Raw genomic sequence first — 26951 nt, forward strand, 5'->3', positions numbered from 1 at the left:
ATGAATTTAAAATCTCTATTATTATTAGCGGCAATAGGTACTGTATCTACATCAGTTTCTTTCGCCCAAACGGGTAACGTAAAAAAGGCAAAAACTGGTCTTGCAAAATTTCAGGAATTAAAAGAAGCCGGTACTGCTCAATTAGGCCTGCCTAATCTTAAATCAGCAAAAGAAGCCATCGACGCTGCTGTTATCAACGAAAAAACAAAAGATAATGCAGAGGCTTGGACAGTTTATGCTCTCGTTAACGCAAACCTATCAACTATAGATAAATCCACTGAACTGGCAAAATTAGCAGAAGATGGTATTGCCAAAGCAAAACAATTGGATACTGATGGTGCCAACAAAGCAAACATCACTGTGGCTGAGCAAATTCTTGGACAATATAACTTCAATATCGGCGCCGAAGAGTATCAGGCACAGAAATATGCCGATTCTTATAATTCATTCACCAAAGCATTGACTTACCTTCCCGGAGACACATTGGTGACTTATTATAGCGGTGTAGCAGCATTGTCCAACAAGGATTATAAAAATGCAATCGAGCGTTACAAGGAACTGATCCCTAGAAAAGACTTTTCTTCACATAAAACAATTATGGTTGATCTACCTAAATTGTATTTAAATGTAAAAGACACGACTTCTGCTTTGGAATACGCGAAGAAAGCTGCTGAGGCTTATCCGGATGACAATGCGGCAATGACGCAAAATATCGAATTGAATCTGATTACAGGTCACGAAAAAGAGACTATTGATGCCATCACTGCCCAATTGGCGAAAGATCCTTCAAACAAAAGTTTGAACTATTATTTAGGCATTGCACAGTCATCCGCAAAAAATGACGAAGCGGCAATTGCGGCTTATAAGAAAGCATTGGAAATCGATCCGAACTTCTTTGAAGCCAATACAAATTTAGCAATCACGTTGATGAACAAAACACGTGAAAAGCTTAATGTCGTAAACAACAACAGAAAATTGACACAGGCGCAATATAACGCCGAAGTGGATAAGATCAAGGCAGAATTGAAATCGGTATTGCCTTATTTGGAGAAAGCGGTTGCCCTACAGCCGAAAAATGCAGACGCTTTAACAAATCTTAAAAACTATTATGTTTTCATGCAGGACGAAGCTAAGACAGCTGAGATCAATGCGAAAATCAAAGAATTGCAATAATAACTGGAGTAAATTTTTCTAAAATAGATAAATGAAATCCTCGGTTTTTCCGGGGATTTTTTATTGCTTTTTCCCGAAGGAGCCGCAAGATTTTCCTGAGGGAATTCCCAATACACTAAGGAGAATTTACTTTTTCCAGTGGGGAACGCTCCGCCCCCTTAGGGGAATCCAAAAACTTCGTAAGGGAATTTACTTTCGCAGGTGGACTCCGCAACATTCCCTTAAGGGAAACCTAAATACACCAAGGGGAATATACTTTTCCCAGTGGAGGACACTCCGTCCCCTTAGGGGAATCCAAAAACTTCTTAAGAGAATTTACTTTTCACAGTGGGGAATGCTCCGTCCCCTTAGGAGAATCCAAAAACTCCTTAAGGGAATTTACTTTTCCCAGTGGGGAATGCTCCGTCCCCTTAGGGGAATCCAAAAACTCCTTAAGGGAATTTACTTTTCCCAGTGGGGAACGCTCCGCCCCCTTAGGGGAATCCAAAAACTCCTTAAGGGAATTTACTTTTCCCAGTGGGGAACGCTCCGCCCCCTTAGGGGAATCCAAAAACTCCTTAAGGGAATTTACTTTTCCCTTAAGATTAACCTAGAAAATAAGCGTGATTAAAATCCGCCTTGAAGACATCTAAAACAGCGATTTTAGCAAATATTTTATCACAAATCAATAAATTTTAGGGGTAAAATCGTGCCAAACCGAATTTTGTGCTTTTTGCATTTTGGCACAATTTTACCCCTTTTATCTTCATTTTTTTGTATGAAGCAGTTCCTATTACAAATTTCGGGTAGGCTCAAAATTCGGTGCGAAGCTACGCATTTAGCTCATAGTAATCTTTTCAATAAATCCTCACAGAATCGCAATCAGCTCAATCTGAAAAACCAAGGTACACTCTCCGCCTTTTCGTGGCAAGAGCTCTTCCTTGCCGTAAGCCAAATGCGGTGGAAGATACACTTGCCATATCGATCCCACGGGCATCATGCACATCGCCTCTTGCCAGCCACGGATAAGTTCATTGATATAAAATGTTTCCGGACGTTTACGTTTATAGGAGCTATCAAATACCGTTCCGTCCAACAGTTCACCCTTGTAATGACAGATGACCTTGGAAGCCTTCGTCGGATTCTTGCCCGCACCTTCTGTCAATATTTTATACTGTAAACCTGACTGACAGACGATCACACCGTCTTTCGTCGCATTCTCCGCTAGAAATACGAGACCTTCGGCCCTATTCTTTTCAAATAATGCCGTAGCATTTAGCTTACTTTTCTTTTTTTGTACCAAAATAATTTCGTTTAACTTTCCCTCACCGCAATCAGTTGGATTTATACATACCCGCGAAGTTTACCGGTATACAATAGACTGATCAGAGACCAAAGTAACGGCTTTTTTTTTTAATGAAAAAATGCAGTGATTTTTAGGATTTCCTAAAACATCACTGCATTGCTATGGTCGTTAACCATTTTTATTCCGGCGTCTTTATACTAAAGTAGCCTGTAACGTTTTTTCGAAGCTAAATGCTTTGCTTACGGGACAATTCTCTTTTGCTTTTTGAGCGAGTGCCTGAAATTCCGATTCATCAATGGATGGTACTTTCGCCGTCAGTTCCAATTCAGAACGGACAATTGCGCCATTTTCAAAAACAATGGTCGATACGGTTTTGAGTTCATCGGGAGAAAACCCGGCTTCGGTTAAAAATGCGCTCAGCTGCATGGTAAAACATCCGGCATGCGCAGCGGCCAACAACTCTTCCGGATTGGTACCCACACCATCCTCAAATCGTGTTGAAAATGAATATTGGGTATGGTCTAATACGGTACTGTCTGTTGTTAAATTCCCTTTACCTTCTTTTAGGTTCCCGTTCCATAGGGCTGTTGCTTTTCTTCTCATGATTGCTCTTTTGTTGTTATATGATTATTAATGAATACTATTCTGATCTTCAAAACTTCGCGATAAAGTCTCATCATCCATCATCTGACTCCCCCCTTTTATTGAACAAACAACAGTATAAAAAGTTGTGTTTTATTCCGCAAAATCATGTCGCACATCCGAATAAAGTCTCGTTATTCAATATAATAAAACTAAACTCATGAATAAATTAGCGTATCTCCTCATCCTAACAGCAGCATTTACTTCTTGCAAAACCCCTCAGCGCAGCCAGCAGGCACTTATCCGGGAATGTCCTGAAGAGAAAATTGTCAACAAAATCCCGGGACCGCCGGTAAAAGGAGAATCCGAAAAAATCTATTATATCTATCAGGGTAAAAAGGTCTCACCGAAACAATTCGATCAGGAATGGCTCGATAAAAATTGTGAGATTAAAGAGACAGTGGTGTACTAACTTTATTTTCAAAAGCAAGGATAAACAGGTATTTTTGCCTAAAATTTTTTAAAATGACAATTTCTCTTCCCGAGGTCAATAAAAAGATTTTAGGCTATGTATCTTTAACTTTCCTTGGTTATTTCACGATTGGCTTATCACTTGCGACCTTACCCATTTTTATCCATCAAATTCTAGGGTTTAATACAATTGTCGCCGGACTGGTCATCAGTGTACAATATATTGCCACCTTTTTACTTCGGGGTTATGCCGGCAAAATCGTGGACACCAAAGGCCCAAAAGTCTCCGTCCTCCGCAGTATGCTCTTTTTTGCGCTTTCGGGAATTTTACTTTTGCTGGTCTTTTTATTCCGGTCACAACCGTTGATTAGTTTAGGTTTATTGCTGGTCACCCGGCTGTTCACCGGTATTGGCGAGGGGCTGGTCGGAGCCAGTCCGATCAACTGGGCTTTATTGGAACTCGGGGATGAACACGCAGCCAAGGCTATTTCATTTAATGGGATTGCGAGCTATGGCGCACTTGCCCTCGGAGCACCGTTGGGGGTACTTATGGTTGACCATATAAATTATGAATCGCTGGGGATACTCGCCTGTTTAATAGGGATACTGGGCTATCTCTACAGCAGATCAAAAACGCCTTATCAGGTAATCAGCAAAAAAACAGCCGCTGTCAGTTTCAGGCGAGTGCTTCTTACTGTGGCTCCATTCGGAATTTGCCTGGCCTTGGGTGGCCTTGGTTTTGGGAGTATTTCCACCTTTATGACGCTATATTATGAGCACTTCAATTGGCAGAATGGTGCGGCTTGTTTGACGGTCTTTGGTGTTTTCTTTATTCTGACAAGACTTGTATTCAACAAAGTAATCGATCAATATGGCGGTCTAAAAGTAGCCTTAATTAGTCTTTTTGTCGAAACATTGGGCCTCCTGGTCATCGCCCTGGCCTTCCACCCTCTTTGGACCCTTGTTGGGGCCGCACTGACGGGACTGGGATTTTCGCTTGTTTTCCCGGCTCTTGGTGTGGAGGCAATCAAAAGGGTGCACCAGAATCAACAGGGTTCAGCATTAGCTGCCTACGGACTATTTATCGATATTTCCCTAGGCATTACAGGCCCTCTGATCGGTTTCGTTGCCAACAATGTCGGCATGACGGGCATCTATCCTTTCAGTGCCATCATGGTATCCATCGGTTTTGCAGTCGTCGGAAATTTATTATACAATCGAAGGACAAAGCTTGCCTGATGATCGGCACCAACAAAAAAGGCTAACCAAATTGGTTAGCCTTTTTTATTAACATATATCTTCAATTAGCTTTCGATACTTGGCACAGCAACCACCTCATTGGTATCTGCGTTGTAATCTATACCATCGAAGTTAAAACCAAATAAATTGAAAAATTCATTACGGTAACCTTCGATATCGGAGATTTCTTCCAAATTTTCTGTAGTTGCTTTTTCCCACAATGCAGCAACTTCCGCCTGAACATCTGCACGCATCTCCAGGTCGTCAACACGAATTCGGCCTTTATCATCAAGCAATACATTGCCATCAGCAGTATAAAGGCGCTCGGCAAACAAACGTTGCATCTGTTCGATCGTACCTTCGTGGATTCCCTTTTCTTTCATCACTTTATACAATAGGGAAATGTACAAAGGCACTACCGGGATCGCAGAACTGGACTGTGTCACCAATGCTTTGTTAACCGAAACGTAAGCCACACCGTGGAGATCACTTAAGATCGCATTGATAGCAGGCACAGTACCTTCCAAATCGTCTTTCGCACGGCCAATTGTTCCGTTACGGTAGATCGGATAAGTCAGTTCAGGTCCGATATAAGAATAAGCAACTGTTTTTGCGCCATCAGCCAAAACGCCGGCAGCTTTCAGATCTTCGATCCAAAATTTCCAGTCTTCCCCACCCATTACAGCAACCGTATTCGCAATATCCTCATTATTTTCTATAGGTTGGATCGTGATATCCGACACAACGCCTGTGTGAAAGTCTACCGTTTTATTGGTAAAAGGCTCCTGAATAGGTTTTAAAACTGAAGCATGTGCGACACCTGTTTTCGGATGCGTACGACGTGGAGATGCTAAACTGTAAACCACTAAATCGACCTGTCCCAGATCCTTTTTGATCAATTCAATGGTCTGTTTTTTTATGTCATCTGAAAATGCGTCACCATTGATACTTTTGGCGTATAGTCCAGCTTCATGGGCTTCTTTTTCAAAAGCTGCAGAATTGTACCAACCAGCGGTTCCCGGTTTACCTTCTGCCGCAGGTTTTTCAAAAAATACACCGATTGTAGCAGCTCCAGAACCAAATGCTGCAGAAATCCGGGACGCAATACCAAATCCTGTTGAAGCACCTATGACGAGGACTTTCTTCGGACCATTCGCGATCTCACCCTTTGATTTCACGTATTCAATTTGATTTTTAATGTTTTGCGCAGCCCCTTGTGGATGCGAGGTTAAACAAATAAAACCTCTAGTTCTTGGTTGTATAATCATCTTGATTAATTTTCTTACTACTTGTTTTATTGATTAGGCAAAATAAGGAATTTTAAATGAGAAAATTGCCATAAAAATCAATTACTTTTTGTTTCATTTCCGATTAAACGGCCATTTGCGTACTTTCACCATACGAAATAGACACCGCATTCATTTTATTTATGTCCTCCCAATTTACAATAAAAAACAATAAAAGTACGGCACTTTTTTTAGGAATATTAGCCGCATTATTTTTCGCAAGTACTTTTGTCCTCAACCGTATCATGGCTGTTTCGGGAGGAAGCTGGCAATGGACAGCAGCCTTACGCTTCCTATGGATGCTTCCTGTCCTGTTGCTTATCGTAGCTGTACGGGGCAACTTAGGCCCGCTCTTCCATGCGATCAAATCCAATCTGCTGCAATGGCTGCTGTGGAGCACCATAGGTTTTGGTGTATTTTATGCCACGCTGACATTTGGTGCGAGCTTCGGTCCCTCCTGGCTGGTTGCCAGCACCTTTGAATTCACCATTATCGCCGGGATGTTTATAGGCCCTTTACTGGAGAAAAAAGGGCATCGAAAAGGAATATCCAAAGCTTCACTTCTTTTTTCGATCATTATTTTTTTGGGAATTGTACTGATGCAAATCTCCGAAGCACGGGCCACTTCCTTTAAATCCATGTTATTGGGCACGATCCCGGTATTGATCGGAGCAATTGCTTATCCCCTGGGCAACCGTAAAATGATGCAAATCGCGGGAAATAAATTGGATGCTTTCCAACGAACGTTGGGCATGACCCTATGTAGTATGCCTTTTTGGATCCTGCTCAGCATCTTTGGTTATATGAACAATGGCCTTCCAACGGAAAGTCAGCTGCTACAAACCCTAATGGTTGCCCTCTTTTCGGGTGTAATTGCCACGCTCCTATTCTTTAGCGCAACGGATATCGTGCGCAGCGACCCCAAAGCACTCGCCGCAGTAGAAGCGACGCAAGCCATGGAAGTCATCTTTACGCTATTGGGTGAAATCATTTTATTACATGCCGCGCTTCCAAATAGCTATTCCTGCATAGGGATTGGCCTGGTCGTCATTGGAATGATCTTGCATAGTCGCTCAAATTAAAATGCGAGAACAGCACTATTAATTTTCATTTGCCTGTAAGGTCTTACTGATCTTGCTTAAATTAAGGCTATTGGCCATGGCCGAAAAAATCTCATGGTAGGTACCTTTCGCCAGGTAGAGGTCTTCATGTTGCCCCTGCTCGACAACGCGACCTTTCTCCATGACAACGATCGCATTGGAGTCTATTATCTGGGAAATGCTATGCGACACGATAATTACCGTACGATCTTTCTTAATCGCATCCAGGCTATTTTTAATCTGCTCCGTAGCAATCGCATCCAGATTTGCAGTAGGCTCATCCAGAAAAATAATGGGCGGATTTTTCAGAAACAGCCGTGCGATGGCAATACGCTGTTGCTGTCCACCGGAAAGCGATTGTGCATCCGTCTCATATCCTTTTGGCAATTCCAGGATCTGCTGATGGATATAAGCTTTCTTTGCGGCTTCCACGATCTCCTCAGGCGAACTTCCCATCTTGCCATATTCAATATTTTCAAATATTGTTCCTTTAAATATATGATTGCGCTGCAGCACCATGCCGATATGCTGCCTGAGGAATGCGGTATCATAATCCACAAGATCAACACCATCCAGTAGAATCTTGCCCCGTGTCGGCTCATAAAATTTATCCAACAAATTGATAATCGTACTTTTACCGGCACCGCTTAATCCGACCAGGGCAGTAATTTCATTGGGTTTAATGGCAAAACTGACATCCCTTAAAGCCTGTGTCCCGTTGGGATACGCAAAAAAGACATTCCGCAATTCCAAGTGTCCTCGAATTTGCACCGGTCGATAAGTTCCTTTCGATTCAATCTGATCATCAGATTCAAGTATCTCAAAAAAAGATTCCGAATAGATTAAGGCATCATTGACCTCATCGTAAATGCGGTGCAATTGGCGAATCGGTGCCGAAACATTATTAAATAGCATAATATGAAACATAATCGCTCCAATCGTAATCTGACCGGATAACACTAGATAAGCAGTCAGGACGATAATAATTACAACCGCGATCTGTTCCACAAAATTTTTAATGCTATCGTAAAAGAAGCTTGTCTTGCGAGTTTCCATCTGATTTTCGGTCATTTCGTATTGGATCTTTTCATGCCGTTTCGCTTCTTCGGGTTCGCGGACAAAAGATTTAATAACGAGAATGGAGTCAATCAGACCGATGATCCGGTTATTTTTCGATTCGCGGTATTTGCGCATCTGCCGCCTAAAACCTGTTAATTTAGAGGCCTGCGTCTGACTGATATAAAGATACAATGGGATTACCGCCATCCCCACCAGTCCAACGTATACGTTAGCATAGAACATGCAGGTCAGTGCAATGATGGCATTGGCAAACAAGGGCAGAATATCGATAAAGAAATTCTGTACCAAACGTGTAAGTGAGCTGATGCCTGCGTCGATACGTGTCGCCAGCTTTCCGCTTTCATTATCCGTGGAGGTGTAAAAAGCAAGCTTATAGGTCAAAATCCGGCTAACAATAGCCTGTGAGAAATCACGCGCGATATAAATCCGAAGTTTCTCGCCATAAAATTTTTGTCCAAACTGTACCAATGCGTAAACAATTTCCTTCAGCAACAGCACCGCACTGATGATCCCGACAATATACATTCCCTTAGAAAGCGGCTCTTTGGCCACCATCAAAGCGTTGATGGTATCTACCGTATACCGCAAAATAAAAGCATTGATCTGCGCAGCCAATGATCCGACAACGGTCAAAAGCAGGGTATAAACAATCAATTTACGGTAAGGACGGGCAAAGGGAATAATTTTTTTAAAGAGCTGTGGAATGGTCATGAAGAAAGATTTACAATGAGCAAATAACAAATAAGCGTGGTGCTTTGTTTAAAAATAAACGGAAATCCTGTCACAAAAAAGTCGTACCATGAACCATGGCACGACTTAGGCTGCATATTTACTTATTTTAGACTATCCAAAAATACGGTTCAGCACCTTAGCTAAGCGTAATCCGCCTTTTAATAAACATTGTTCCATCGTATCTTTATTTTGATAAACATACGAATACGACAAATTCGCATTATTCGCTACGTCGGCATAAATTTTCTCAGCAAGCTGATTGGATTCGTATAGCCAATTAGACAACTCTCCGGCGGCCAATTGTTCATTTTCCTTTTTTCCATTAACATCCAATACAGTTGCATATTCGGTATAGCTATATTTTTCATTGTCTACCAAATCACTATCCCAGACACGGTGAATATTGGATTTTTTTCCAAACCAGCTTACCTCAATCTTATTTCCCCCTTGGTCTTCGGCACGACTGACATGCATGGGCTGATGGGCATCCCCCAGGATATGGATCAAGAAATAGAGATTCTGTTTCTGCTGATCCAGCGACATGTTTTTATCTGCAAAAGATTGCTCGATACGGATGGCCGTTTTGTATAAATTCTCGTCAGCCGAACGTTCGAGTCCCTGTTGAAACTCTGCCCATGGCAGATTTGAATTTAGATTTATAAAATGTGAATTTCCCAATTTCTTAAATTCAGGATTGGGATCCGACTTGATAAAATCTCCCCAATTTGCCCAATATGCCAGCTTTTGCTGTCCAATGATTTTTCCGATATTCTTCTTTGCTTTTCTGTTCAAATGACGCTCCGCAATTTCTGCGACAACGCGATGCCCAATGGTCCCCCAGGCATATACCGATGAAAGTTGAAAGCATAAAGCTACAGCCAACAGACCCTTAATCACTTTTTTCATTGCTATATTTATTTTATTGTAATTATTTAAAGATATCGAACGCATATTTTGCCGAAGACCAGAACTCATCCAGCGCAATCATCCGTGGTTTAAAGAAAGCGATCAGTTCTCCCCATTCCGCTTCCTTAAAAATGCTATGGCCCACCAACGTTTTATAGATCTGACAGTAGGGCTTACCGTACGCATCATAACTATCCAGATCCCATTCCCAATCCTCTCCAAGCGTAGCATGAAGCAACCCTTTATACTGCATGAATTGCTCCGCCATTAATGTGCGGATCCCGGCATCCGAATGAGACCAGATAATTGCTATTTTCGCCGTATTATTATCAGCATCCATCTTAAAATACAAATGCTTGACACCGGTTTTATAGTTAATCCAATTGACCTTTTCGCCGTCCGCAGCTGAATGTAGGGACATGAATTGTCCAAATTTAGTCCAGAATAGCTGTTTTAATTGCTTTACCTCTTCTCTAGAATACACAAATACAATTTTTAAGTCAACAAAATTAAGAAAATAGCGCGGTATGCCTAAACCATATTGGTATTAAAATTGTTGTTTTATCAACAAACAACTCCAAAAGATGAATATAGACAAGAAAAAATCGCTCTTACTGCTGACCGCTGTGGCGTTGGGAACGGTGGCATACAATGCCTTAAAGCCCGTCATCTCGCGTCCAGATGTAGTAGATCCTTTTGATTTAGATAAATACCTCGGAAAATGGTTTGAAATTGCCCGGCTGGACTTTCGCTGGGAAAAAGGGCTCAGTCAGGTTTCGGCAGAGTACACCAAGAATAAGGATGGAACAATCCGGGTCAATAATCAAGGTTACTCGGAAGAAAAAGAACGCTGGAAGCAGTCCATCGGAAAAGCTAAATTTATCAATGGTCCCCACGAAGGCGCATTGAAAGTATCATTCTTTGGCCCATTCTACAGTGGTTATCATATTGTAAAAATAACGCCCGATTACAGCTACGCCCTTGTCTTTGGAGACAACCTCGATTACATGTGGATTCTGGGCAGAAATACCGAAATTCCGGACAAGATCAGGAATGAATTTCTTACTTATGCTTTACAATGTGGCTACGAAACCGGCAATCTGGTCTGGACAAAGCATTAATCAAAAATTGGCGCGAGTACCTGATAATTGAGCGTTGGATCCTGGGCTAAAACATCTGCGATCTCCTGAAGGTCATGCTGATTGATCACATTTTTGATGCCTGCATTATACAGACTCGCAAGAAATAGTGCAGCTTCACGCTTTTCAGCTAACCCTAAGATGGAGCTTCCAACATAGAAATTGAGTACAGATGCAGCGTAATCACCAAATATATGGAAACCAAAATCACCATTTTTTTGTAATGCATGACGCATCATTTTCTCAAAATCCGAACGCAAGGTTTCTTTTGTTGTATCTTTCATAACAAAAACTAAATAGTGCAGCATATTCGCCCAGTTGGGCAAAGGTGCAAAAAAAATCCCAAACAATGCCGTGTGAAAAGCATTGTTTGGGACAATTAAACGATTTTGACCTTAGTAATTAAAGTGCCTCAGCGTGCTGAGAAACGTCCAAACCAAGTTCCTCGTCTGTTTCCTCTACACGTAAAGGAGAAATCAGATCCGTTACTTTTAATAATACTAAGGAGCCTACGAAAGCAAAGAATGATACCGCAAACAAGGCTACCGTATGCACAAAGAATAATTTCGTTTCACCAAAAAACAAGCCATTGTCAACAACCAATGGATTTACATTATGGTGTGCAAATACTCCAGTCAGTACCATCCCTACCATACCACCTACACCATGACAAGGAAATACATCCAACGTATCGTCGATGCTGGTTTTGCTTCTTAAATAGACAACGAGATTACTAATCAATGCAGCGACTAATCCAATGACCATGGCGTGAGGAATGCTCACAAATCCTGCTGCTGGTGTAATTGCTACAAGTCCTACAACTGCGCCGATACATGCCCCCATTGCGGATGGTTTTTTACCGCGGATAATATCCACAAATATCCACGCCATTGCCGCCATAGCCGAAGCGGTCGTTGTGGTTGCAAAGGCATAAGCTGCTAGCGAGTTTGCACCGCCGGCCGAACCTGCATTAAATCCGAACCAACCGAACCACAACAAAGCAGTTCCTAAGATGACATAACTTATACGCGCTGGATTATGTGTCTGTGATTTACGGCCTTTTAGATAAATTGCAGCAGCCAATGCCGCCCAGCCTGCTGACATATGCACAACAGTACCGCCGGCAAAATCAAGCACACCGAATTTTGCTAAAATTCCTTCCGGATGCCAGGTAGCATGCGCCAATGGCATATAAATAAAGACACCGAACAAGATAATAAACAACATATAAGAGTTAAATCGGATACGCTCAGCAAATGCACCGGTAATGAGTGCAGGCGTAATGATCGCGAACTTCAGCTGAAACATGGCGAATAAGACCAAAGGTATGGTCGGTAATGCACCCCAAGCGACATTCCCTAAGGTACCTTTCATCATAAAGAAGGTGCGTGGATCACCTATAATTCCGCCGATATCATCACCAAAGGCTAAACTGAATCCAACAATAACCCATAGGATCGTCATCAGACACATACAGATAAAACTCTGCATCATCGTTGAGATCACATTCTTTTTACTGACCATTCCCCCGTAAAAAAATGCCAAGCCGGGCGTCATAATCAACACCAATGCTGAAGAAGTCAATAACCAGGCTGTATCCCCCGTGTCAAACTCTACTTTATCCAATGCAGATAAATCTATCGAAGGAAATACAAGTCCTAATACGCCCAAAAGTACCAGAACAAAGAGTGGAATAATTTTTTTCATTTTTTTAAACTGATTAGTGTTTATTAATACGTCAATAAATTTTAAATAAAATACAAAAACAAAACAAAAACCCTTTCTTACTTATTGTTTTGACAAATATAAACTCTTTTTATTGAAAAATTACTATCAAATATTATTTTTTATGATATTTTTTACATAATTTCACAGAAAACAAAAACAAAACCACAAAAACCTATAAAAAAAACAAAGAAAAATCAACCAAAATTCAAACAGATCAAACTTAAAACCTTATCAACATGAAAAAAATCTTAACAATCATCATTTTTTCAATAATTTTCATACAAAAATCAAAATCACAAGAAGAAAACAAAGAAAAACCTATTGAAATATCCGGATCTGTGGATACTTACTGGAAATATGATTTCCAAAACAAACCTAATATCAACACCTATTTTACGGAGGACAATAATTCAGTCTCGATCGGAATGGTTGACCTCGCAGTAAAGAAACATTTTAAAAAGGCTTCTTTTGTAGGAGAACTCTCCTTCGGTCCACGTGGACAATATCGTTCTATTATTAATGGAGACGGCCAGCCGGGTGATGATAAGAACAGCTTTCACATTCAGAATTTATATGTGGGCTATGATCTTACCGACAAACTGAATCTGACTGCCGGATTCATGGGTACATTCGTGGGATTTGAAGTCATCTCTCCCACTTACAATTTTCATTACTCCACTTCTTATTTATTCGGAGCCGGCCCTTTTCAGGATGCAGGTCTGAAAGCGACTTATAGTTTTTCTGACAAATTTGCGTTAATGGTCGGTATATTTAATGACTGGAACGTTTATCAAGATCTGAACGGGGTCTCACATATCGGCTCACAACTAGCGTATAGACCTAACGAGAAAGGCAGCTTCTACTTAAATTTCCTAAGCGGATCTTCTGTTGGGGGCAAAGAAAACTACAGCTCGGGCACGCTTGTGGACTTTGTGGGAAATTACGACTTCACGCCTAAATTCTACCTTGGCGTAAACGCCACACATTATAAGAGAAGAGCAGAAGGCGGATACACAGGGGTAGCACTTTACCCAAGAGTGCACCTGTCAGAACATTTCGGAATTGGATTACGGGAAGAGTTCTTCCAAACGCACAAAGAAGAAGCCAATGGTATTCCAAGTTCCAATATGTTAGCCACCACATTGACCGCTGAATACAATTACCATGGTTTCAAATTCATTCCCGAAATAAGAATTGATAAAAGCAATACTGAAAAGTTCGTTAAGAATGACCTATCTCCGACAAAATCAGCCGGCCAGTTTTTATTAGCCTGTGTATATAGCTTCTAGATCAGCGATGCAACACTTTATTCTCCGCTATAATACCCATAAAATGAGTTTAAATTATCTCGAAATTGATATAATACCATAAAATTCCAACTATTAACAGAAAAAGCGGATTCATTAGGATCCGCTTTTCTATCTTACATTTTTTACGCCAAACTTATCTTGCTAACCTCAGTTCCATGTTCAAGCCACATCACCGGACACTGACAGAGACATGCCGATCTAAAATCCGGTCAGTTTCTGGAGCATCGGCCGCGTATTTCGCAAATTGTGATCCATAGCCCTCCGCTCCGACGATCTGTTTAGAGAGTCCCGCCTTATCCAAATAATCTTTCACGGCATTTGCCCGATCCAATGATATTTTTTTGTTGAAATCTTCATTTCCGGTTTTATCGGTATAACCACCAATTTTCACGTTGGCTGCCGGAAAAGCTTTTAGTATTTCCGCCAGGTTACTGAGCTGCACCTGACTTTCGGGCAAAACCTTTGCCGTGCTGGTTTCAAAATTAAGATTATCAAAATCAAACCAGGTATTTTTCAGGGAATCTTCACCCAAGGATTTATAATCGGATTTTAAGAACTGAACCAATTGCTCCTCTATTCCGCTCTTAAATGCGGCAAGTTTTCCTCCATTGGGCAACATCACATCTAAATGCTCACGACCAATCTGGCCGGCAGCTCCGCTAACCATTGCATTTCCGGAATCAACCTGTCCCCGATTGACACTCGTGTCCGTAGCACCTTCTTTTTTACCACTGCTACAGCCCTTGCCAAACCAAAACCAAAGCAGCGCAATAACAATCAACGCAATTAAGATTTTCCACCAGCCGCCACCCGAAGAACCCGTCGAAGCAGCCGCAGGCCTGGCAGCTTCCGCCCGCGGTAATGCCAACGGCTCTTTATGTGCTTCCAGTTCATTCGCCGGATTAATAAGCGGCGTTTCAAGCAAAGCTTCCTCGGGCGCGGAAAAATGTCCGCCATCAAATAATTTCCCAAAAGCACCTAAACTTAATCCCGCAGGGATAGCGGCCGCAAATGCAGTTTTATTCGCTTTTAGTTTCTGGCTCACCCCTTCCACATCCCAATTTTGTCCTTTATTAGTTAAACTGGAAAAGATCGCCGGCAAAGAAAAACCCATCAATTTCTTCACCGAATCAGCATTAAAACCCAGATACGCAGCAACAGTAGTTAATACGGTGTCCAAGCCGTCACCGAATATTGACGTCAGTATATTGCCATACCCAGCATTTCTTTCCTCCGGCTGCCCTTCGAGGTCCCCAGCATCCGTGTGCCCACCCAGTATCTGACCGGGATCAAAACTTGAAAAATGCTGTTTTGCCTGTTCCAAAATCGCTCCGATCCCGCCACTATTTTCTGACTGTTGACTCAACCCCAGAAACAAAGCCGGGACGACAGCATTTAAGCTCTGCTTTACCTGTTCATTATCCTGGTTTAAACTTTGTCCGACCCTGGCAAGCAACTGTTGATCAAAAAAGTCTTTTGCCGATTTTAAAAGCTGATTTTCCATAACCTTCGTTTATTAATTATTAATTGATAAAGCACTAACAAACAAAGCCTTAATTTGTTCACATCAAGCTACGCTACTTTAAAAATCCCCGGATAGCCACTTGGGCACGACAAACTCTGCCGCCAGATGTGCCAGCTGATAATTTTGCCAGTTATCTTTTCTGATCCATTGCACTTCTTCCAATTCCGCCTGTGGCAGAAAAGTAAATTGAGTGTCGAGTTGTATCAGATAGATACGCCCCTCCACAAGGGTGTCTATCTCATTCACGGCCTGTGTACAATGTTGCCCAATAAACTGTAAGGGCGTACCGTTTGCGTCAAATTGCAGTTCCTCCCGGAGTTCCCGAACCAATGCCGTCACATCATCTTCACCCACAGCAATCTTCCCTCCGGGTAATTGAAAATAGTAAGATCCTTTTTTTCTCACCATCAGCAGATCGCCATCCGGACCGATCATCATTGCTGAACAAATTACAATCTTATGCATACCTTTTACTTGAAATTACAAAACTAACTTTTTGTCAATCATTTAAAAAATGTGTTTTATTCTTATATTTAAAGAATAAAACAATAATTTATATAGCCCATATATGAATAAAGGATTAACGTGTATCGTATTTAGCCTATTATTTCTGGCATTGGCATGCCAACAGGAAAAGAAAAGCACAGTACAAAAAGAACAGCCAATTAAGCATCAGGAAGCTGTCCCCGACAAAAAACAGGAGGAGAAGCCGAAGATGATCACTGCAGAAGATATTGTTATCAAAAAAGATCTGCTCTACAAAAAGTACACGTTGGAAGATACCTACCCTTATAAAGATACTACGCGCGGTTTTCAGTGGGATAAAATAAAGGAAAAGCTGGCTTTCGTTGAAAATTTCCAACAGACTCCTTCGCGCTATGCCGTTCTTCAGAATTATCAGAATGAAAAAGGAGAAGCTCCTACGATTAAAGATTTCAAACGAGATGCATACAAACGCGTTGCTGACAGCTTCAATGTGGCTCGCTATCAAGCCGCCCCGTTATACGACCCGACTACGGATAAGCCGGTTCGTTATGGACGTGACGGATGGCTAGTCCGCGTCAAGGGAGCAGATACCCTCGCCCGGGTACCTATCGCCGGTGTTTCATTTGAAGGAGAATACACTGTCCCCAAACGCTATCTACGCCTGATAAGCGATAGTGTGCAGTTTAACATTATTAACGTTGTCGATGTTAAAAACCAAAACATCTGCACACTGGAAAAAGTGGGCAAAGAATGGCTTATCCGCAGCATGAACCCGGTCACCAGCGGCCGCCACAAACCTCCACACGCACAGGAAACACCGACAGGACTTTTTGTTGTACAGGAACACAAATCAAAAATGTTCTATTTCGAAGACGGCACACGCACCTATGCGGGCTTTGCCCCTTACGCTACCCGATTTACCGCCGGAGCCTATATCCACGGGGTACCGGTCAATAATCCCAAGGGCAGCATCATCGAATATAGTGAAAGTTTGGGCACCACACCCAAGTCACATATGTGTGTCAGAAATGCGTCATCTCACGCCCAATTTGTCTATAAACGGTCAAAAGACCTCTCCTCACTGGTCATCGTTATTGATTAACAATATTTAACATTCTGTAAATCAAATATGTATTAACTTTAATAATTATTTTTGTAAACATCTACACAGAAAAGGAGGAGAATGGGAAATACGTTTATGTTTCTTTTGATGGCACTAAATACAGCACTGTCGTCAAAAGAAGATTTAAAAACAACAGTTCAACAGACCAATGCCCATCATATAAATGTAGAACGTCAACGTACGGAAGTTGATTCTTTATATGATGAAATGAATTTAAGCCCTGTATTAAAATACGAGGCGTTTCGACAAGCGATGGAAGGCAGAAAAAAGCTATCCATTCACAACAAAGCTATTATGACAGTCATTGACTTTTCCTTGGCATCCACGGAAAAAAGACTTGTTGTGCTTGATCTGGAGAACAAAAAGGTACTTTTTAATACCTTGGTGTCACACGGTAAAAATAGTGGCGAAAACTATGCCACAAATTTTTCAAATCAACAGGAGTCTTTAAAAAGCTCGCTGGGTTTTTTTATGACCGAAAATACCTATAATGGGGAAAATGGCTACTCACTGGTATTAAATGGTCTTGAGGAAGGAATAAATGACAATGCCAAAGCACGGTACGTGGTCATGCATGGTGCAGACTATTGCAGCACAGGAACAATATCCAGCCTGGGAAGATTGGGTAAGAGCTATGGCTGTCCTGCCGTACCCCGTGAATATGCGGGTCCGATTATCAATACCATTAAAGACGGCACCCTGCTCTTTATCTATGCAGATAATCCCGATTATCTAGCTAAAACCCATATCATCCATCAACCGAATGTATTAATGGCGCAATTCAGCCGAAAACAACGGCTTGAAAATGCAGATGAGGGTTAAAATAACAAAAAGGCTGATGAACATCAGCCTTTTTGTTTTATAATACCCATTTGTCAACCTTAGGATTTATGCTTTTTCTTAAATTTTAACATCCAGTCATAAATCGCATCATCGTGAAATAAACGTTCGACACTGCCGTGCGTCCCGCCTTTGATCACATTTAAGCTCACATCAGCATCGGGATCGGCCTTTTTTATGGCATTCATAATTTTTTTGGACTCTGAAATTGGTACAGCACGATCAGCCGTTCCGTGATGCAACCAAATTGGCACCTGGCTCAGGTTGGAAGCATATTGACTCGATCCACCCCCACAAATCGCCACGGCCGCCGCAATACGGTCCGGATATTTTCCGGCAACATCCATGGTACCATAGCCTCCCATACTCATTCCACATACATAAATACGATCAGGATCAGCATGATAATGTGCGATAACATAATCTATAATTTCGATCACTTTATCCGGATCCCAACCGCCGCGGGATTGGGGAGCGACAATAATTCCGGGCACCTCCTGCCCCTTATTGATTGCATATAACACCCCATAGCGTTTGACGCGATCTAAATTTGTACCCGATAAGCTCCGCCCATGCAAAAACACAAAAACAGGCTGCTTTTCAGATTCCGCAGTATCCCTATCGGCATCTTTCAATAAAAAAGGATAAGCAGTTTCCCCTTTGATTGCTTGTATCTCCTGTGCATTTAACTTCGTAAAAAACAGAAAGAAAACACATAAACAGAGGTAAATTTTACGCATACATTTAATTTATCAACGATTACTTAGCTTAATTTTGGAAGACTAAAAATACAATTAAATGATTTTTACCGACCGCATTTAACAACTTTTAACATTTTAGCAGTATCCAGCGACACCGTTTTAACCTACGCCAGCATAAATTTAGACGGATATGCAATTATAATTGCATATCCGTCTAAATTTATCTTAGTTTGTACTATCTGGTAAAAATTAAGGGCTCATCATGAAAATACTTCATACTGCCGATTGGCATTTAGGAAAGCGATTGGACAGCTTTTCCCGCATGGATGAACAACACTTGGTCATGGAAGAGATTATCCAAATAGCTGATCAACAAGAGGTGGATCTGGTGCTTATTGCTGGTGACCTTTTCGACAGCTTCAATCCCGGTGTAGAAGCCATCGAGCTCTTTTACAAAACCATCAAGCGACTGGCAAAAAATGGTATGCGCCCTGTAATCGCCATTGCCGGGAACCACGATTCGCCGAATCTGATCGACGCACCGGATCCCTTAGCCCGTGCATCGGGCATTATCCTTATCGGTCATCCCAATGCACTTGTTACACCATTTACTACCGAAGGTTTCACTATCACCCACAAGGACAAGGGTTTTATCGAGCTTCATATTGACCGCCACGACTATCCTATCCGAATACTCCACACAGCTTATGCCAACGAGATCCGGCTCAAACAATACCTCGGCGAAGAGAAAGAAGTTCAATTAAATAGAGCGCTCGCAGAAAATTGGCGAAAGCTGGCTGAAGCTTATTGTGACGACAGGGGTGTCAATATTCTGACGGCACACCTCTATATGAATAAAATTGGCACCCCGCTGATCGAAGAGCCTGATGGAGAAAAACCCATTAAAATCGGAAATGCTGACCTGATTTATTCCGAATCTATCCCCGATCAGATTCAGTATACGGCTTTGGGCCATATCCACGGATTCAAAAATATCGGTTCCACGCAAAAGCCTGTTGTATACGCTTCATCACCGCTTTGCTATAGTTTTGCTGAAGCGGGACAGACAAAGTATGTGAACATCGTCAATGCTGTACCTGGCGAAGACGTCACATACGACCAAATTGCACTCCGTCAGGGAAAATCACTGGTCCGAAAATCATTTACGGATATTGGCCAATGTATCACCTGGCTGTCCGAAAATCCCGAAACATTCGTGGAGTTAACGCTAAAATCGCAAACATTCCTGAAAGCTGAGGACCGTAAACTGATTTACCAGACGCATTCAGGAATCGTCTATTTAATCCCTGTTGTTCAACATGATCAACAAAATACGCTGGATAAAAAAGAAATTAATCTGACCCAAGATATCGCCACGCTCTTTACCGATTATTTCAAATCCAAAAATGCCAACCAGGCGCCCAATGAAGACATTCTTAACCTCTTTCGCGAAATATTAAATTCTTAAGCCCATGATCCCTTTAAAGTTAATTGTAGAAGGTATATATTCATACCAGGAACGTCAGACAATAGATTTCTCGGCATTGACAGAAACTGGCCTTTTTGGGATCTTTGGCGCTGTCGGTTCCGGAAAATCTTCAATTTTGGAAGCAATTACCTATGCCTTATATGGCGAAACGGAGCGATTAAATGCACGGGATAAACGTGCTTATAATATGATGAACCTCAAATCAAACCGTTCGTATATCGAATTGGATTTCATTAATTTCGAAAACCGCAGGTTCAGGGCCACCCGGGAATTTAAACGAAACTCCAAAAATTTTGAGGATGTCAAATCGCCAACGGTAGTATTATACGAAAACATTAATGAAGAATGGATTCCGCTGGAAAGCAGTAACGTACAACCTATCATAGGATTAAGCTACGAAAATTTCAAAAGAACCATCATTATCCCCCAAGGACAGTTTAAGGAATTTATTGAACTGGGTGCAAAAGAACGCACCGATATGATGAAGGAAATCTTTCAGCTCCATCGCTTCGACCTGCAGGACAAAGTCGCTACGTTATATAAAAAAAACCAATCCGAGCTGGATCAGCTCAACGGTCAATTGATCGGTTTCGAAGAGATCAACGGCGACCGCATCCAGGCAATGCAGGACAAGTTGCTTGAAGAACGTAAATCTTTCATCCAGGTGCAAGATAGCAACACGATCCTTCTGGAGAAATTCCAGGCCCTTAAAAATCTGAAAGAAGATTTTCTGGAATTGCATAAAATGAAGACGCGATTTCAGCAGCTGACAAACCAGCGGGCAGAAAAAGAACATTTACGTCAGCGCATGATACGCTTTGAAGAGGCCTGGACAAATTTCTACCATATCCTCCAGGCACAGGAGAAATTGAGGCAGGAACAAGTTCACGAACAGGGCAGGCTGCAGCACGAAGAAACGAAAGCCAATGAAATCCAAAAGCTTACCCAACAGTTGTCGCTGCAACTCCAACAGATTAGACCCCAGTACGACCGCTTAGCAGAACGGCGAATAAGTGAACTGGATCTGGAGCTCATTCTGCAGCTGATCCAGTTTTCAGCAGAAATAAAAGTTTTAAAAGAAAGTGCTGAGAAAGGGCGAAACTTTGTCCTGGAGACCAAAGAGCAGCAGACGCAATGCAAAATCAGCATCCGAGATACAGAAGCCTTGCTCCTTGATCTAAAACAATCGCGACCATCGGCCAATGAACTGATGGAACTGGGCCAGTGGTATACTCAGCAACAGTCTATCCTTCAGCGAGAGGTTGAACTCCATCAGCAACTTCTTGAACTGGAGACCGCAATAGCTGACCTGAAAAACAACTTGCTGAGCTGCGGATTTGATGCCCTCGAATTTGAATCCAAGTATAACAGTGAATTACGAACGCTTGAAAGCAGACTTACCAAACTAAACGACGAGAAAGCACATCTTTTGTTACAGCAGAAGCTGACACAATTTGCTGAGAATCTAAGTGCGGGTTCCCCCTGCCCTTTATGTGGAGCGCTAGAACACCCGGCCATCGCTGAGCATATGGACATTAGCCAGGAGCTCGCCGATAATCAAAAGGCGATCACGGAAATTACTGCAAGTATAAAATCCAGGACTGATCAAAAATTCGAATTCGAAAAACTCCTGCTCCAACTGCAGTCGCTAGAAGCCCAGAAAAATGACCTTAATGTAAAAAGTCAGGTAAACGAATCCCTTAAATCCAGCCACCTGCTTCAATTTACCTGGACAGATTACAGCAGTACAGATACGTCAATTTATACACAAAAAAAACAAGAACTTACCAAGATTGAAACCCAGATCGTAGCGACGGAACACATGCTGACCAACCACCAGCTGGTCTTGGTCGATATTGAGAAGAAGCTTGAAAGGGCTAACAAAAGACTAAATGAGCTAGAAGTTGATGAAGTGCGAAAACAAACTCAGATCAACCAAAATATGGGCCATTTAAAACATTTGAAATGGTCAGATTACCAGTCTTTGGAACAGACGTCCATCGAAAGTGAGTACAAGACGCTGAAAGCAGAAAACCTGCAGATAGAACAGCATTTTAATACCTTAACGGAGCAGTTAAATGGATTAAACAGCCAATTTGCAGCACAAAATAGCTTGGTACAAGCTATTCTTGAAAGGATTGACAAAATAAAAGCTGAGGCCCTTCAAACCGAGACCACGCTTGGGCAACTGCTACAGACTTCTACATTTGACACAATAGATCAGGTCAAAGAGACTTTGGCGGAGAACCTTCCTGTACAACAGATCCGGGCAGAACTGGAACAGTTTCAGATCCAGTTTGAAACCCTCAAAGCCCAAATAGCGCAGCTGGACAAAAAGCTTACAGATCAAGTTTACGACGAGGAAGCTTTCATCGCGCAGGAGAATGCTTTGAAAGAAAGCTCCCATCAGCTAAAAGTGCTCACAGAGAATGTTGCCAAATACGAGCAGGAGCTGCATCAGCTGGAAACTGCTTATAAGAAAAAGGAGGTTTTACTTCAACAACAAGCAACGTTAAACTTGCGTAATGACAATCTAAAACAGCTCTTTAACCTCTTTAAGGGTGCAGGATTTGTGCAATATGTATCTTCGATCTATTTACGTCAGCTCTGCGATCATGCGAATATCCGCTTTCACCGCATGACCCGCAACCAACTGAGTCTACAGATCAATGAAAACAATGAGTTTGAAATCATAGACTATCTGAATGAAGGAAAAAGCCGGAGTGTTAAGACACTCTCCGGGGGGCAAGCTTTTCAGGTGTCATTGAGTCTGGCCCTGGCCCTGGCCGAAAGTGTACAATCCAATACCAAAGCCACAAAAAATTTCTTTTTTATTGACGAAGGTTTTGGCACCCAAGACATCGCATCCGTCAATATCGTCTTTGAGACCTTACTTGATCTTCAAAAAGAAAATCGGATCGTAGGTATTATCTCCCACGTGGAAGAGTTGAAAGAACGGATTCCACTATCACTTTCCATAGAAAAAGATGAAGAACGGGGCAGTCAAATTTTTATCAATTAATTGCAAATCTTGAGGAAATTTTGTAAATTAGGGATAGCACCGGTAGCCAAAAGACTGGTGCCATAACCAAAAACGAAAGATTATGGGCTTATTTTCAAATAACAGAAAAGGGAAAGGGTCGCATCCTTTTTTTCATAAATCAGCTAAATCAACCGTTCATCCAGCTGCTGCAAATACCAATCCATCCATTGTGCAACGGACAACACGATCCGTGCTCTTCATCAAGCAATATGATATTATGACCATCTTAAAAGAAATTTTAATGCCACAGAATCAGAATTAACGATACCAACTTATTTAAGCGGAATGATCGTTGTTCCCTTCTCGTTTATTTATATCGCTGCCTATTAGATGACATTGTTGTTTCTCTGCATAGTGTTCGCCACCTATTTACTGGATTCGCCCACCTGAAAAAGAAATAAAAAAAACCATTGAAATTCTAAAAAGGAAATTTAATTTAACAATATAAAACATTTACAGAAAAATATTGTCATACGATACATACAAATTTAGAGCGATACTTATTCCAGACACATGAAATACAAACAGATAAACAACAATTCCATTAACCAGATCATGCTTATCGTCATTATTCTGCTGATATGCATCTTAATATTTACGAGTTTATTCTATTATCTTCCCGGCTTTTTGGGCGCGATAACATTATATGTCCTGTTCCGAAAAATCAATTTTAAATTAACCGAAGAAAGAAAATGGAAAAAATCCCTCGCAAGTCTTTTATTAATTCTGCTCACAATTGTATTTCTGGTCGGCCCGCTTTACTTGCTGATCAATTATATGGTCCCTCAGGTAACTGATGCAATCAGCAATAAAGATGAGATTATGGAAAAATTTGATTCCATTAAAACCTATTTCAAGAATAGTCCATACCTCAGCAGCATTGATCTATCGGATACCGCTTTGATGGGCGGACTACAGCGGGCGGCAAAGTTTATTCCGAATATTCTGAATTCCGTTGCCGAAGTTGGTGTTAATGTTTTGGTCGCCTTATTTGTACTTTATTTTATGTTGGTAAGCAGCAAGGAGCTAGAACGGACCATCTATAATGCCATCCCATTTTCCACTGGCAGTAAAGCAGAACTATGGAAAGAATTCGACATGATGGTCAAATCAAATGCTATCGGTATTCCGATCCTTGCCATGTGCCAAGGTGTTGTTGCCGGTGTAGGCTATTGGATTTTCGGGCTTGAAAGCCCCATTTTTTTAGGCATCTTAACGGCGGTATCGACCATTATCCCCATTTTAGGCACAATGGTGGTCTATCTTCCGGCAGCTGTATTTCTTTTGGCAAATGGACAATCTGGCAATGCCATTGGACTTGCACTATACGGTATCATTATCATTGGGAGTATTGACAATGTCCTTCGTTTTACGATCTTAAAAAAACTTGGCGACGTCCATCCTTTAATTACTGTTTTTGGTGTATTGCTGGGATTAAATCTATTCGGCATGCTTGGATTGATATTTGGACCTCTAATTCTTTCTTGCGTGGGCGTACTCCTTAAAGTCTATAGCAATGAATTTGGCCGTGGTACACCAGAAATCATCCAATCCACCTCGCTGATAGACCCAAACAGTCCACCTGACATCAGAGACAGGTCAGAGTAAGACAAATCCCGGGACTAATGGCGGCGGCCAGTGATATCGATGTTTAACCAGTAAACTGTCATAACTTAAGATTAGACACTGCATAATCCCATTTTTTTTATAGTTTTGATCCTTCATTGATATCGTTGAGGCATGGCTGATATTCAGCTAAAGTTGAGTTAAAAAACACATCCTGTTGACGAATCTAAAAAAATAAAAAATCACGGAAACTGATTTAAAATCAAAGGTAGTCTATGAACAAAAAAATAATCTTAGGAGCAGCCGCTGTATTCGCAGCAGCCATGCTTTATTCATGTGACAATAAAGGCAGTCAAAAGGCAGCTGGTACGGAAAGTAGCACAGCGGAAAATACCGCAGATAGTCACGATCATGCTGGTCACGATCATGCTGGTCACGATCATGCTGGCCATGACCATGCGCAAGCGGCCCCCGCGCAGTCGTCCGAGCCGGCAGCAATTCTTCCTAATTTCACTTTTTATCAACTTCGATCAGGTATACGGGTCAGCAATGAGAACCTTGCGAAAGATAAGAATACCGTTTTTATTTTATTTGATCCGGGATGCAGCCACTGCCAGCATGAAGCAACTGAACTTGAAAAAAATATCGATCGTCTAAAAGATGTAAACATCTTCTACATTTCCATGAATGATCCGGCATTGGTTTTAGGCTTCTTCGACAGTTTTGCCCCAAAATTATCCAAATCCTCCAATGTGGAGGTGTTGATAGACAAAGATCAAACCTTTATCCAAAGCATACATGTCCCTTCGCAATTCCCGGCAAACTATGTCTACGGTGCTGATGGCAAACTAAAAGCACATTGGGAAGGTGAAAAAAATATTAATGAGGCGATAAGCCAATTTCATAAATAAGTTGAAATGCTGAATATAGCAATAAACGGATTCGGACGTATCGGAAGAAACACTTTGCGCAATATTTTTCTGCGTGATGTTTTTGACCAGCTGCAGGTAGTCGCCATCAATGATTTGGCTGATACCCAGACTTTGGCGCATTTGTTCAAATATGATTCAGTACATGGGCCTTTCCGTGGCACGGTGACACACGATGAAGATCATATTATCGTGAATGGCCATCCCATTTTGGTGACCAATGAAAGAGATCCGGCTCTACTGCCCTGGAAATCCTTACATATTGATGTTGTTATTGAATCCACAGGCCATTTTACAAGTCGCGATAAAGCGACACTACATTTAACTGCCGGTGCGAAAAAGGTGATCATCTCCGCTCCGCCGACAGACAAAGATATTCCAACAGTGGTATTGGGCATCAACGATAATGCGGTGGACCTCTCCGACTCCATTCTCTCGAATGCCTCCTGCACAACAAACAACGTTGCACCCTTGGTCAAAATATTAGACGACAATTGGGGGATAAAAGACGGATATATTACGACTGTACACTCCATGACGGGAGATCAGAATCTGCATGATGCACCGCATAAAGATTTGAGACGCGCACGGGCAGCCTCTTCGGCGATCATACCGACAACGACAGGTGCTGCCAAGGCAATTACCAACGTCTTTCCGCATTTACAGGATAAATTGGGTGGCGCGGGTATACGTGTTCCTGTACTGAACGGATCATTGACAGATTTTACCTGTACCTTGGAAAAAGAAACAACGGTTGAAGAAATCAACAGCGCATTCAAAGCTGCAGCAGAAAATGAATTAAAGAATGTATTGTTTTATACGGAAGATCCTATTGTATCTGTCGATATCATAAACAATCCCTACTCGTGTGTTTTCGATGCACAGTTGACCTCGGTTGTGGGAGGATTGGTAAAAGTCGTGGGTTGGTATGACAATGAATTTGGTTATTCCAATCGTTTGGTTGACCTCTTGATCAAGATCGACCAGCTTGTTTAATATCTGTCTGCTGAAAATAAAGAAAGCCCGTATCTTAAAAATACAGGCTTTCTTTATTTTCAGCTTTTAGATGCATATTGGATGCATATCAACGACATAGATCAAGCATAGATAAGATACAGAAAAAGTACTTTTCCCTTTGTGTAATATTAGTCTATCACGACTAGCTCACTAGTACATGTTTCGGACGATCAGTATGCTGAAGAAGACATTCCACGCCCC

The 26951-nt window shown here is 41.7% G+C and carries 27 protein-coding genes; 15 read left to right on the forward strand and 12 right to left on the reverse strand.

Annotated features, from left to right (window positions below):
- Together DCO56_RS00930 and DCO56_RS00935 are read left to right on the forward strand one after the other, a co-directional pair.
- On the forward strand, positions 1-1173 hold the full coding sequence (locus DCO56_RS00930; RefSeq protein ID WP_108631906.1) for a tetratricopeptide repeat protein: 1173 nt from the start codon (positions 1-3) through the stop codon (positions 1171-1173).
- A gap of 31 nt (positions 1174-1204) precedes the next feature.
- Positions 1205-1783, forward strand: a complete 579-nt coding sequence (locus tag DCO56_RS00935) for a hypothetical protein (RefSeq protein WP_108631907.1) — start codon at positions 1205-1207, stop codon at positions 1781-1783.
- A 237-nt stretch (positions 1784-2020) separates the two neighbouring features.
- On the opposite strand, the gene DCO56_RS00940 is transcribed toward DCO56_RS00935, so the two are convergent.
- Positions 2021-2455, reverse strand: coding sequence for an FKBP-type peptidyl-prolyl cis-trans isomerase (locus tag DCO56_RS00940; protein WP_108631908.1), 435 nt, complete (start codon positions 2453-2455; stop codon positions 2021-2023).
- 195 nt (positions 2456-2650) lie between these two features.
- Positions 2651-3061: an OsmC family protein gene (locus tag DCO56_RS00945; protein WP_108631909.1), complete on the reverse strand. Its 411-nt coding sequence runs from the start codon at positions 3059-3061 to the stop codon at positions 2651-2653.
- A gap of 199 nt (positions 3062-3260) precedes the next feature.
- Between DCO56_RS00945 and DCO56_RS00950 the strand changes: the two genes are divergently transcribed.
- Positions 3261-3512: a hypothetical protein gene (locus DCO56_RS00950; RefSeq protein WP_108631910.1), complete on the forward strand. Its 252-nt coding sequence runs from the start codon at positions 3261-3263 to the stop codon at positions 3510-3512.
- Between the two features lie 53 nt (positions 3513-3565).
- Positions 3566-4750, forward strand: coding sequence for an MFS transporter (locus tag DCO56_RS00955; RefSeq protein WP_108631911.1), 1185 nt, complete (start codon positions 3566-3568; stop codon positions 4748-4750).
- Positions 4751-4815: 65 nt separating this feature from the next.
- On the opposite strand, the gene fabV is transcribed toward DCO56_RS00955, so the two are convergent.
- Entirely contained in the window at positions 4816-6018 is a 1203-nt protein-coding gene (gene fabV, locus DCO56_RS00960; protein ID WP_108631912.1) for an enoyl-ACP reductase FabV, read from the reverse strand.
- Between the two features lie 161 nt (positions 6019-6179).
- Between fabV and DCO56_RS00965 the strand changes: the two genes are divergently transcribed.
- Entirely contained in the window at positions 6180-7118 is a 939-nt protein-coding gene (locus DCO56_RS00965) for a DMT family transporter (protein ID WP_108631913.1), read from the forward strand.
- Positions 7119-7136: 18 nt separating this feature from the next.
- Here DCO56_RS00965 and DCO56_RS00970 read toward each other — a convergent pair whose 3' ends face one another.
- The 3 genes from DCO56_RS00970 to DCO56_RS00980 form a co-directional block, all read right to left on the reverse strand.
- A complete protein-coding gene (locus DCO56_RS00970) occupies positions 7137-8927 on the reverse strand; it encodes an ABC transporter ATP-binding protein (protein ID WP_108631914.1) in 1791 nt (596 codons plus the stop codon).
- Between the two features lie 132 nt (positions 8928-9059).
- Positions 9060-9854, reverse strand: coding sequence for a S1/P1 nuclease (locus DCO56_RS00975; RefSeq protein WP_108631915.1), 795 nt, complete (start codon positions 9852-9854; stop codon positions 9060-9062).
- Positions 9855-9876: 22 nt separating this feature from the next.
- Complete coding sequence (locus DCO56_RS00980; RefSeq protein WP_108631916.1) at positions 9877-10338, reverse strand: DUF4268 domain-containing protein; 462 nt, start codon at positions 10336-10338, stop codon at positions 9877-9879.
- A gap of 100 nt (positions 10339-10438) precedes the next feature.
- Between DCO56_RS00980 and DCO56_RS00985 the strand changes: the two genes are divergently transcribed.
- Positions 10439-10975, forward strand: a complete 537-nt coding sequence (locus DCO56_RS00985) for a lipocalin family protein (protein WP_241254988.1) — start codon at positions 10439-10441, stop codon at positions 10973-10975.
- On the opposite strand, the gene DCO56_RS00990 is transcribed toward DCO56_RS00985, so the two are convergent.
- On the reverse strand, positions 10972-11277 hold the full coding sequence (locus DCO56_RS00990; protein ID WP_108632888.1) for a hypothetical protein: 306 nt from the start codon (positions 11275-11277) through the stop codon (positions 10972-10974). The two genes, DCO56_RS00985 and DCO56_RS00990, sit on opposite strands and share 4 nt — an antisense overlap.
- A 118-nt stretch (positions 11278-11395) precedes the next feature.
- Positions 11396-12700 carry an ammonium transporter gene (locus DCO56_RS00995; protein WP_108631917.1) on the reverse strand — a complete coding sequence of 435 codons (1305 nt, stop codon included), beginning with the start codon at positions 12698-12700 and terminating at the stop codon, positions 11396-11398.
- A gap of 257 nt (positions 12701-12957) precedes the next feature.
- On the opposite strand from DCO56_RS00995, the gene DCO56_RS01000 reads away from it, so the two are divergent.
- Positions 12958-14010, forward strand: coding sequence for an outer membrane beta-barrel protein (locus DCO56_RS01000; protein WP_108631918.1), 1053 nt, complete (start codon positions 12958-12960; stop codon positions 14008-14010).
- A gap of 190 nt (positions 14011-14200) precedes the next feature.
- Here the strand turns inward: DCO56_RS01000 and DCO56_RS01005 are convergent, their stop codons facing one another.
- Positions 14201-15535: an OmpA family protein gene (locus DCO56_RS01005; protein WP_108631919.1), complete on the reverse strand. Its 1335-nt coding sequence runs from the start codon at positions 15533-15535 to the stop codon at positions 14201-14203.
- A gap of 78 nt (positions 15536-15613) precedes the next feature.
- On the reverse strand, positions 15614-16021 hold the full coding sequence (locus DCO56_RS01010; RefSeq protein ID WP_108631920.1) for an NUDIX hydrolase: 408 nt from the start codon (positions 16019-16021) through the stop codon (positions 15614-15616).
- A gap of 103 nt (positions 16022-16124) precedes the next feature.
- On the opposite strand from DCO56_RS01010, the gene DCO56_RS01015 reads away from it, so the two are divergent.
- Both DCO56_RS01015 and DCO56_RS01020 read left to right on the forward strand, forming a co-directional pair.
- Positions 16125-17144: a L,D-transpeptidase gene (locus DCO56_RS01015; protein WP_108631921.1), complete on the forward strand. Its 1020-nt coding sequence runs from the start codon at positions 16125-16127 to the stop codon at positions 17142-17144.
- Positions 17145-17225: 81 nt separating this feature from the next.
- The gene (locus DCO56_RS01020) at positions 17226-17987 is read left to right on the forward strand and encodes a murein L,D-transpeptidase catalytic domain family protein (protein WP_241254987.1); all 762 of its coding nucleotides are present in this window, start codon (positions 17226-17228) and stop codon (positions 17985-17987) included.
- 59 nt (positions 17988-18046) lie between these two features.
- On the opposite strand, the gene DCO56_RS01025 is transcribed toward DCO56_RS01020, so the two are convergent.
- A complete protein-coding gene (locus tag DCO56_RS01025; protein WP_108631922.1) occupies positions 18047-18745 on the reverse strand; it encodes a carboxylesterase family protein in 699 nt (232 codons plus the stop codon).
- Between the two features lie 223 nt (positions 18746-18968).
- Here DCO56_RS01025 and DCO56_RS01030 point away from each other — a divergent pair, with 223 nt between their 5' ends.
- The 3 genes from DCO56_RS01030 (at position 18969) to DCO56_RS01040 (ending at position 23500) form a co-directional block, all read left to right on the forward strand.
- On the forward strand, positions 18969-20174 hold the full coding sequence (locus DCO56_RS01030; protein ID WP_108631923.1) for a metallophosphoesterase family protein: 1206 nt from the start codon (positions 18969-18971) through the stop codon (positions 20172-20174).
- 4 nt (positions 20175-20178) lie between these two features.
- Positions 20179-23217, forward strand: coding sequence for an AAA family ATPase (locus DCO56_RS01035; protein ID WP_108631924.1), 3039 nt, complete (start codon positions 20179-20181; stop codon positions 23215-23217).
- An 82-nt stretch (positions 23218-23299) separates the two neighbouring features.
- Positions 23300-23500, forward strand: coding sequence for a hypothetical protein (locus DCO56_RS01040; protein WP_108631925.1), 201 nt, complete (start codon positions 23300-23302; stop codon positions 23498-23500).
- A gap of 207 nt (positions 23501-23707) precedes the next feature.
- Here DCO56_RS01040 and DCO56_RS30015 read toward each other — a convergent pair whose 3' ends face one another.
- A complete protein-coding gene (locus DCO56_RS30015) occupies positions 23708-23758 on the reverse strand; it encodes a hypothetical protein (RefSeq protein WP_108632890.1) in 51 nt (16 codons plus the stop codon).
- Between DCO56_RS30015 and DCO56_RS01050 the strand changes: the two genes are divergently transcribed.
- The 3 genes from DCO56_RS01050 (at position 23752) to gap (ending at position 26729) form a co-directional block, all read left to right on the forward strand.
- Positions 23752-24846 (forward strand): AI-2E family transporter, encoded by a 1095-nt coding sequence (locus DCO56_RS01050; protein ID WP_108631926.1) that lies wholly within the window; start codon positions 23752-23754, stop codon positions 24844-24846. The two genes, DCO56_RS30015 and DCO56_RS01050, sit on opposite strands and share 7 nt — an antisense overlap.
- A gap of 233 nt (positions 24847-25079) precedes the next feature.
- Positions 25080-25715: a TlpA family protein disulfide reductase gene (locus DCO56_RS01055; RefSeq protein ID WP_108631927.1), complete on the forward strand. Its 636-nt coding sequence runs from the start codon at positions 25080-25082 to the stop codon at positions 25713-25715.
- 6 nt (positions 25716-25721) lie between these two features.
- Positions 25722-26729, forward strand: a complete 1008-nt coding sequence (gene gap, locus DCO56_RS01060) for a type I glyceraldehyde-3-phosphate dehydrogenase (protein WP_108631928.1) — start codon at positions 25722-25724, stop codon at positions 26727-26729.
- Positions 26730-26951: the final 222 nt, after the last annotated feature.

Source organism: Sphingobacterium athyrii (genome assembly GCF_003071065.1).
Taxonomy (GTDB): domain Bacteria; phylum Bacteroidota; class Bacteroidia; order Sphingobacteriales; family Sphingobacteriaceae; genus Sphingobacterium; species Sphingobacterium athyrii.

Coding starts and splice junctions, on each gene's coding strand:
- DCO56_RS01005 (WP_108631919.1), bottom strand. CDS start 15,535: ATGGAAAATCAGCTTTTAAAATCGGCAAAAGACTTTTTTGATCAACAG.
- fabV (WP_108631912.1), bottom strand. CDS start 6,018: ATGATTATACAACCAAGAACTAGAGGTTTTATTTGTTTAACCTCGCAT.
- DCO56_RS00970 (WP_108631914.1), bottom strand. CDS start 8,927: ATGACCATTCCACAGCTCTTTAAAAAAATTATTCCCTTTGCCCGTCCT.
- DCO56_RS01000 (WP_108631918.1), top strand. CDS start 12,958: ATGAAAAAAATCTTAACAATCATCATTTTTTCAATAATTTTCATACAA.
- DCO56_RS00935 (WP_108631907.1), top strand. CDS start 1,205: ATGAAATCCTCGGTTTTTCCGGGGATTTTTTATTGCTTTTTCCCGAAG.
- DCO56_RS00950 (WP_108631910.1), top strand. CDS start 3,261: ATGAATAAATTAGCGTATCTCCTCATCCTAACAGCAGCATTTACTTCT.
- DCO56_RS00945 (WP_108631909.1), bottom strand. CDS start 3,061: ATGAGAAGAAAAGCAACAGCCCTATGGAACGGGAACCTAAAAGAAGGT.
- DCO56_RS00975 (WP_108631915.1), bottom strand. CDS start 9,854: ATGAAAAAAGTGATTAAGGGTCTGTTGGCTGTAGCTTTATGCTTTCAA.
- DCO56_RS00955 (WP_108631911.1), top strand. CDS start 3,566: ATGACAATTTCTCTTCCCGAGGTCAATAAAAAGATTTTAGGCTATGTA.
- DCO56_RS00930 (WP_108631906.1), top strand. CDS start 1: ATGAATTTAAAATCTCTATTATTATTAGCGGCAATAGGTACTGTATCT.
- DCO56_RS01040 (WP_108631925.1), top strand. CDS start 23,300: ATGGGCTTATTTTCAAATAACAGAAAAGGGAAAGGGTCGCATCCTTTT.
- DCO56_RS00995 (WP_108631917.1), bottom strand. CDS start 12,700: ATGAAAAAAATTATTCCACTCTTTGTTCTGGTACTTTTGGGCGTATTA.
- DCO56_RS01050 (WP_108631926.1), top strand. CDS start 23,752: ATGAAATACAAACAGATAAACAACAATTCCATTAACCAGATCATGCTT.
- DCO56_RS00990 (WP_108632888.1), bottom strand. CDS start 11,277: ATGAAAGATACAACAAAAGAAACCTTGCGTTCGGATTTTGAGAAAATG.
- DCO56_RS01025 (WP_108631922.1), bottom strand. CDS start 18,745: ATGCGTAAAATTTACCTCTGTTTATGTGTTTTCTTTCTGTTTTTTACG.
- DCO56_RS01020 (WP_241254987.1), top strand. CDS start 17,226: ATGGGAAATACGTTTATGTTTCTTTTGATGGCACTAAATACAGCACTG.
- DCO56_RS01010 (WP_108631920.1), bottom strand. CDS start 16,021: ATGCATAAGATTGTAATTTGTTCAGCAATGATGATCGGTCCGGATGGC.
- DCO56_RS01015 (WP_108631921.1), top strand. CDS start 16,125: ATGAATAAAGGATTAACGTGTATCGTATTTAGCCTATTATTTCTGGCA.
- DCO56_RS00965 (WP_108631913.1), top strand. CDS start 6,180: ATGTCCTCCCAATTTACAATAAAAAACAATAAAAGTACGGCACTTTTT.
- DCO56_RS01030 (WP_108631923.1), top strand. CDS start 18,969: ATGAAAATACTTCATACTGCCGATTGGCATTTAGGAAAGCGATTGGAC.
- DCO56_RS01055 (WP_108631927.1), top strand. CDS start 25,080: ATGAACAAAAAAATAATCTTAGGAGCAGCCGCTGTATTCGCAGCAGCC.
- DCO56_RS00985 (WP_241254988.1), top strand. CDS start 10,439: ATGAATATAGACAAGAAAAAATCGCTCTTACTGCTGACCGCTGTGGCG.
- DCO56_RS01035 (WP_108631924.1), top strand. CDS start 20,179: ATGATCCCTTTAAAGTTAATTGTAGAAGGTATATATTCATACCAGGAA.
- gap (WP_108631928.1), top strand. CDS start 25,722: ATGCTGAATATAGCAATAAACGGATTCGGACGTATCGGAAGAAACACT.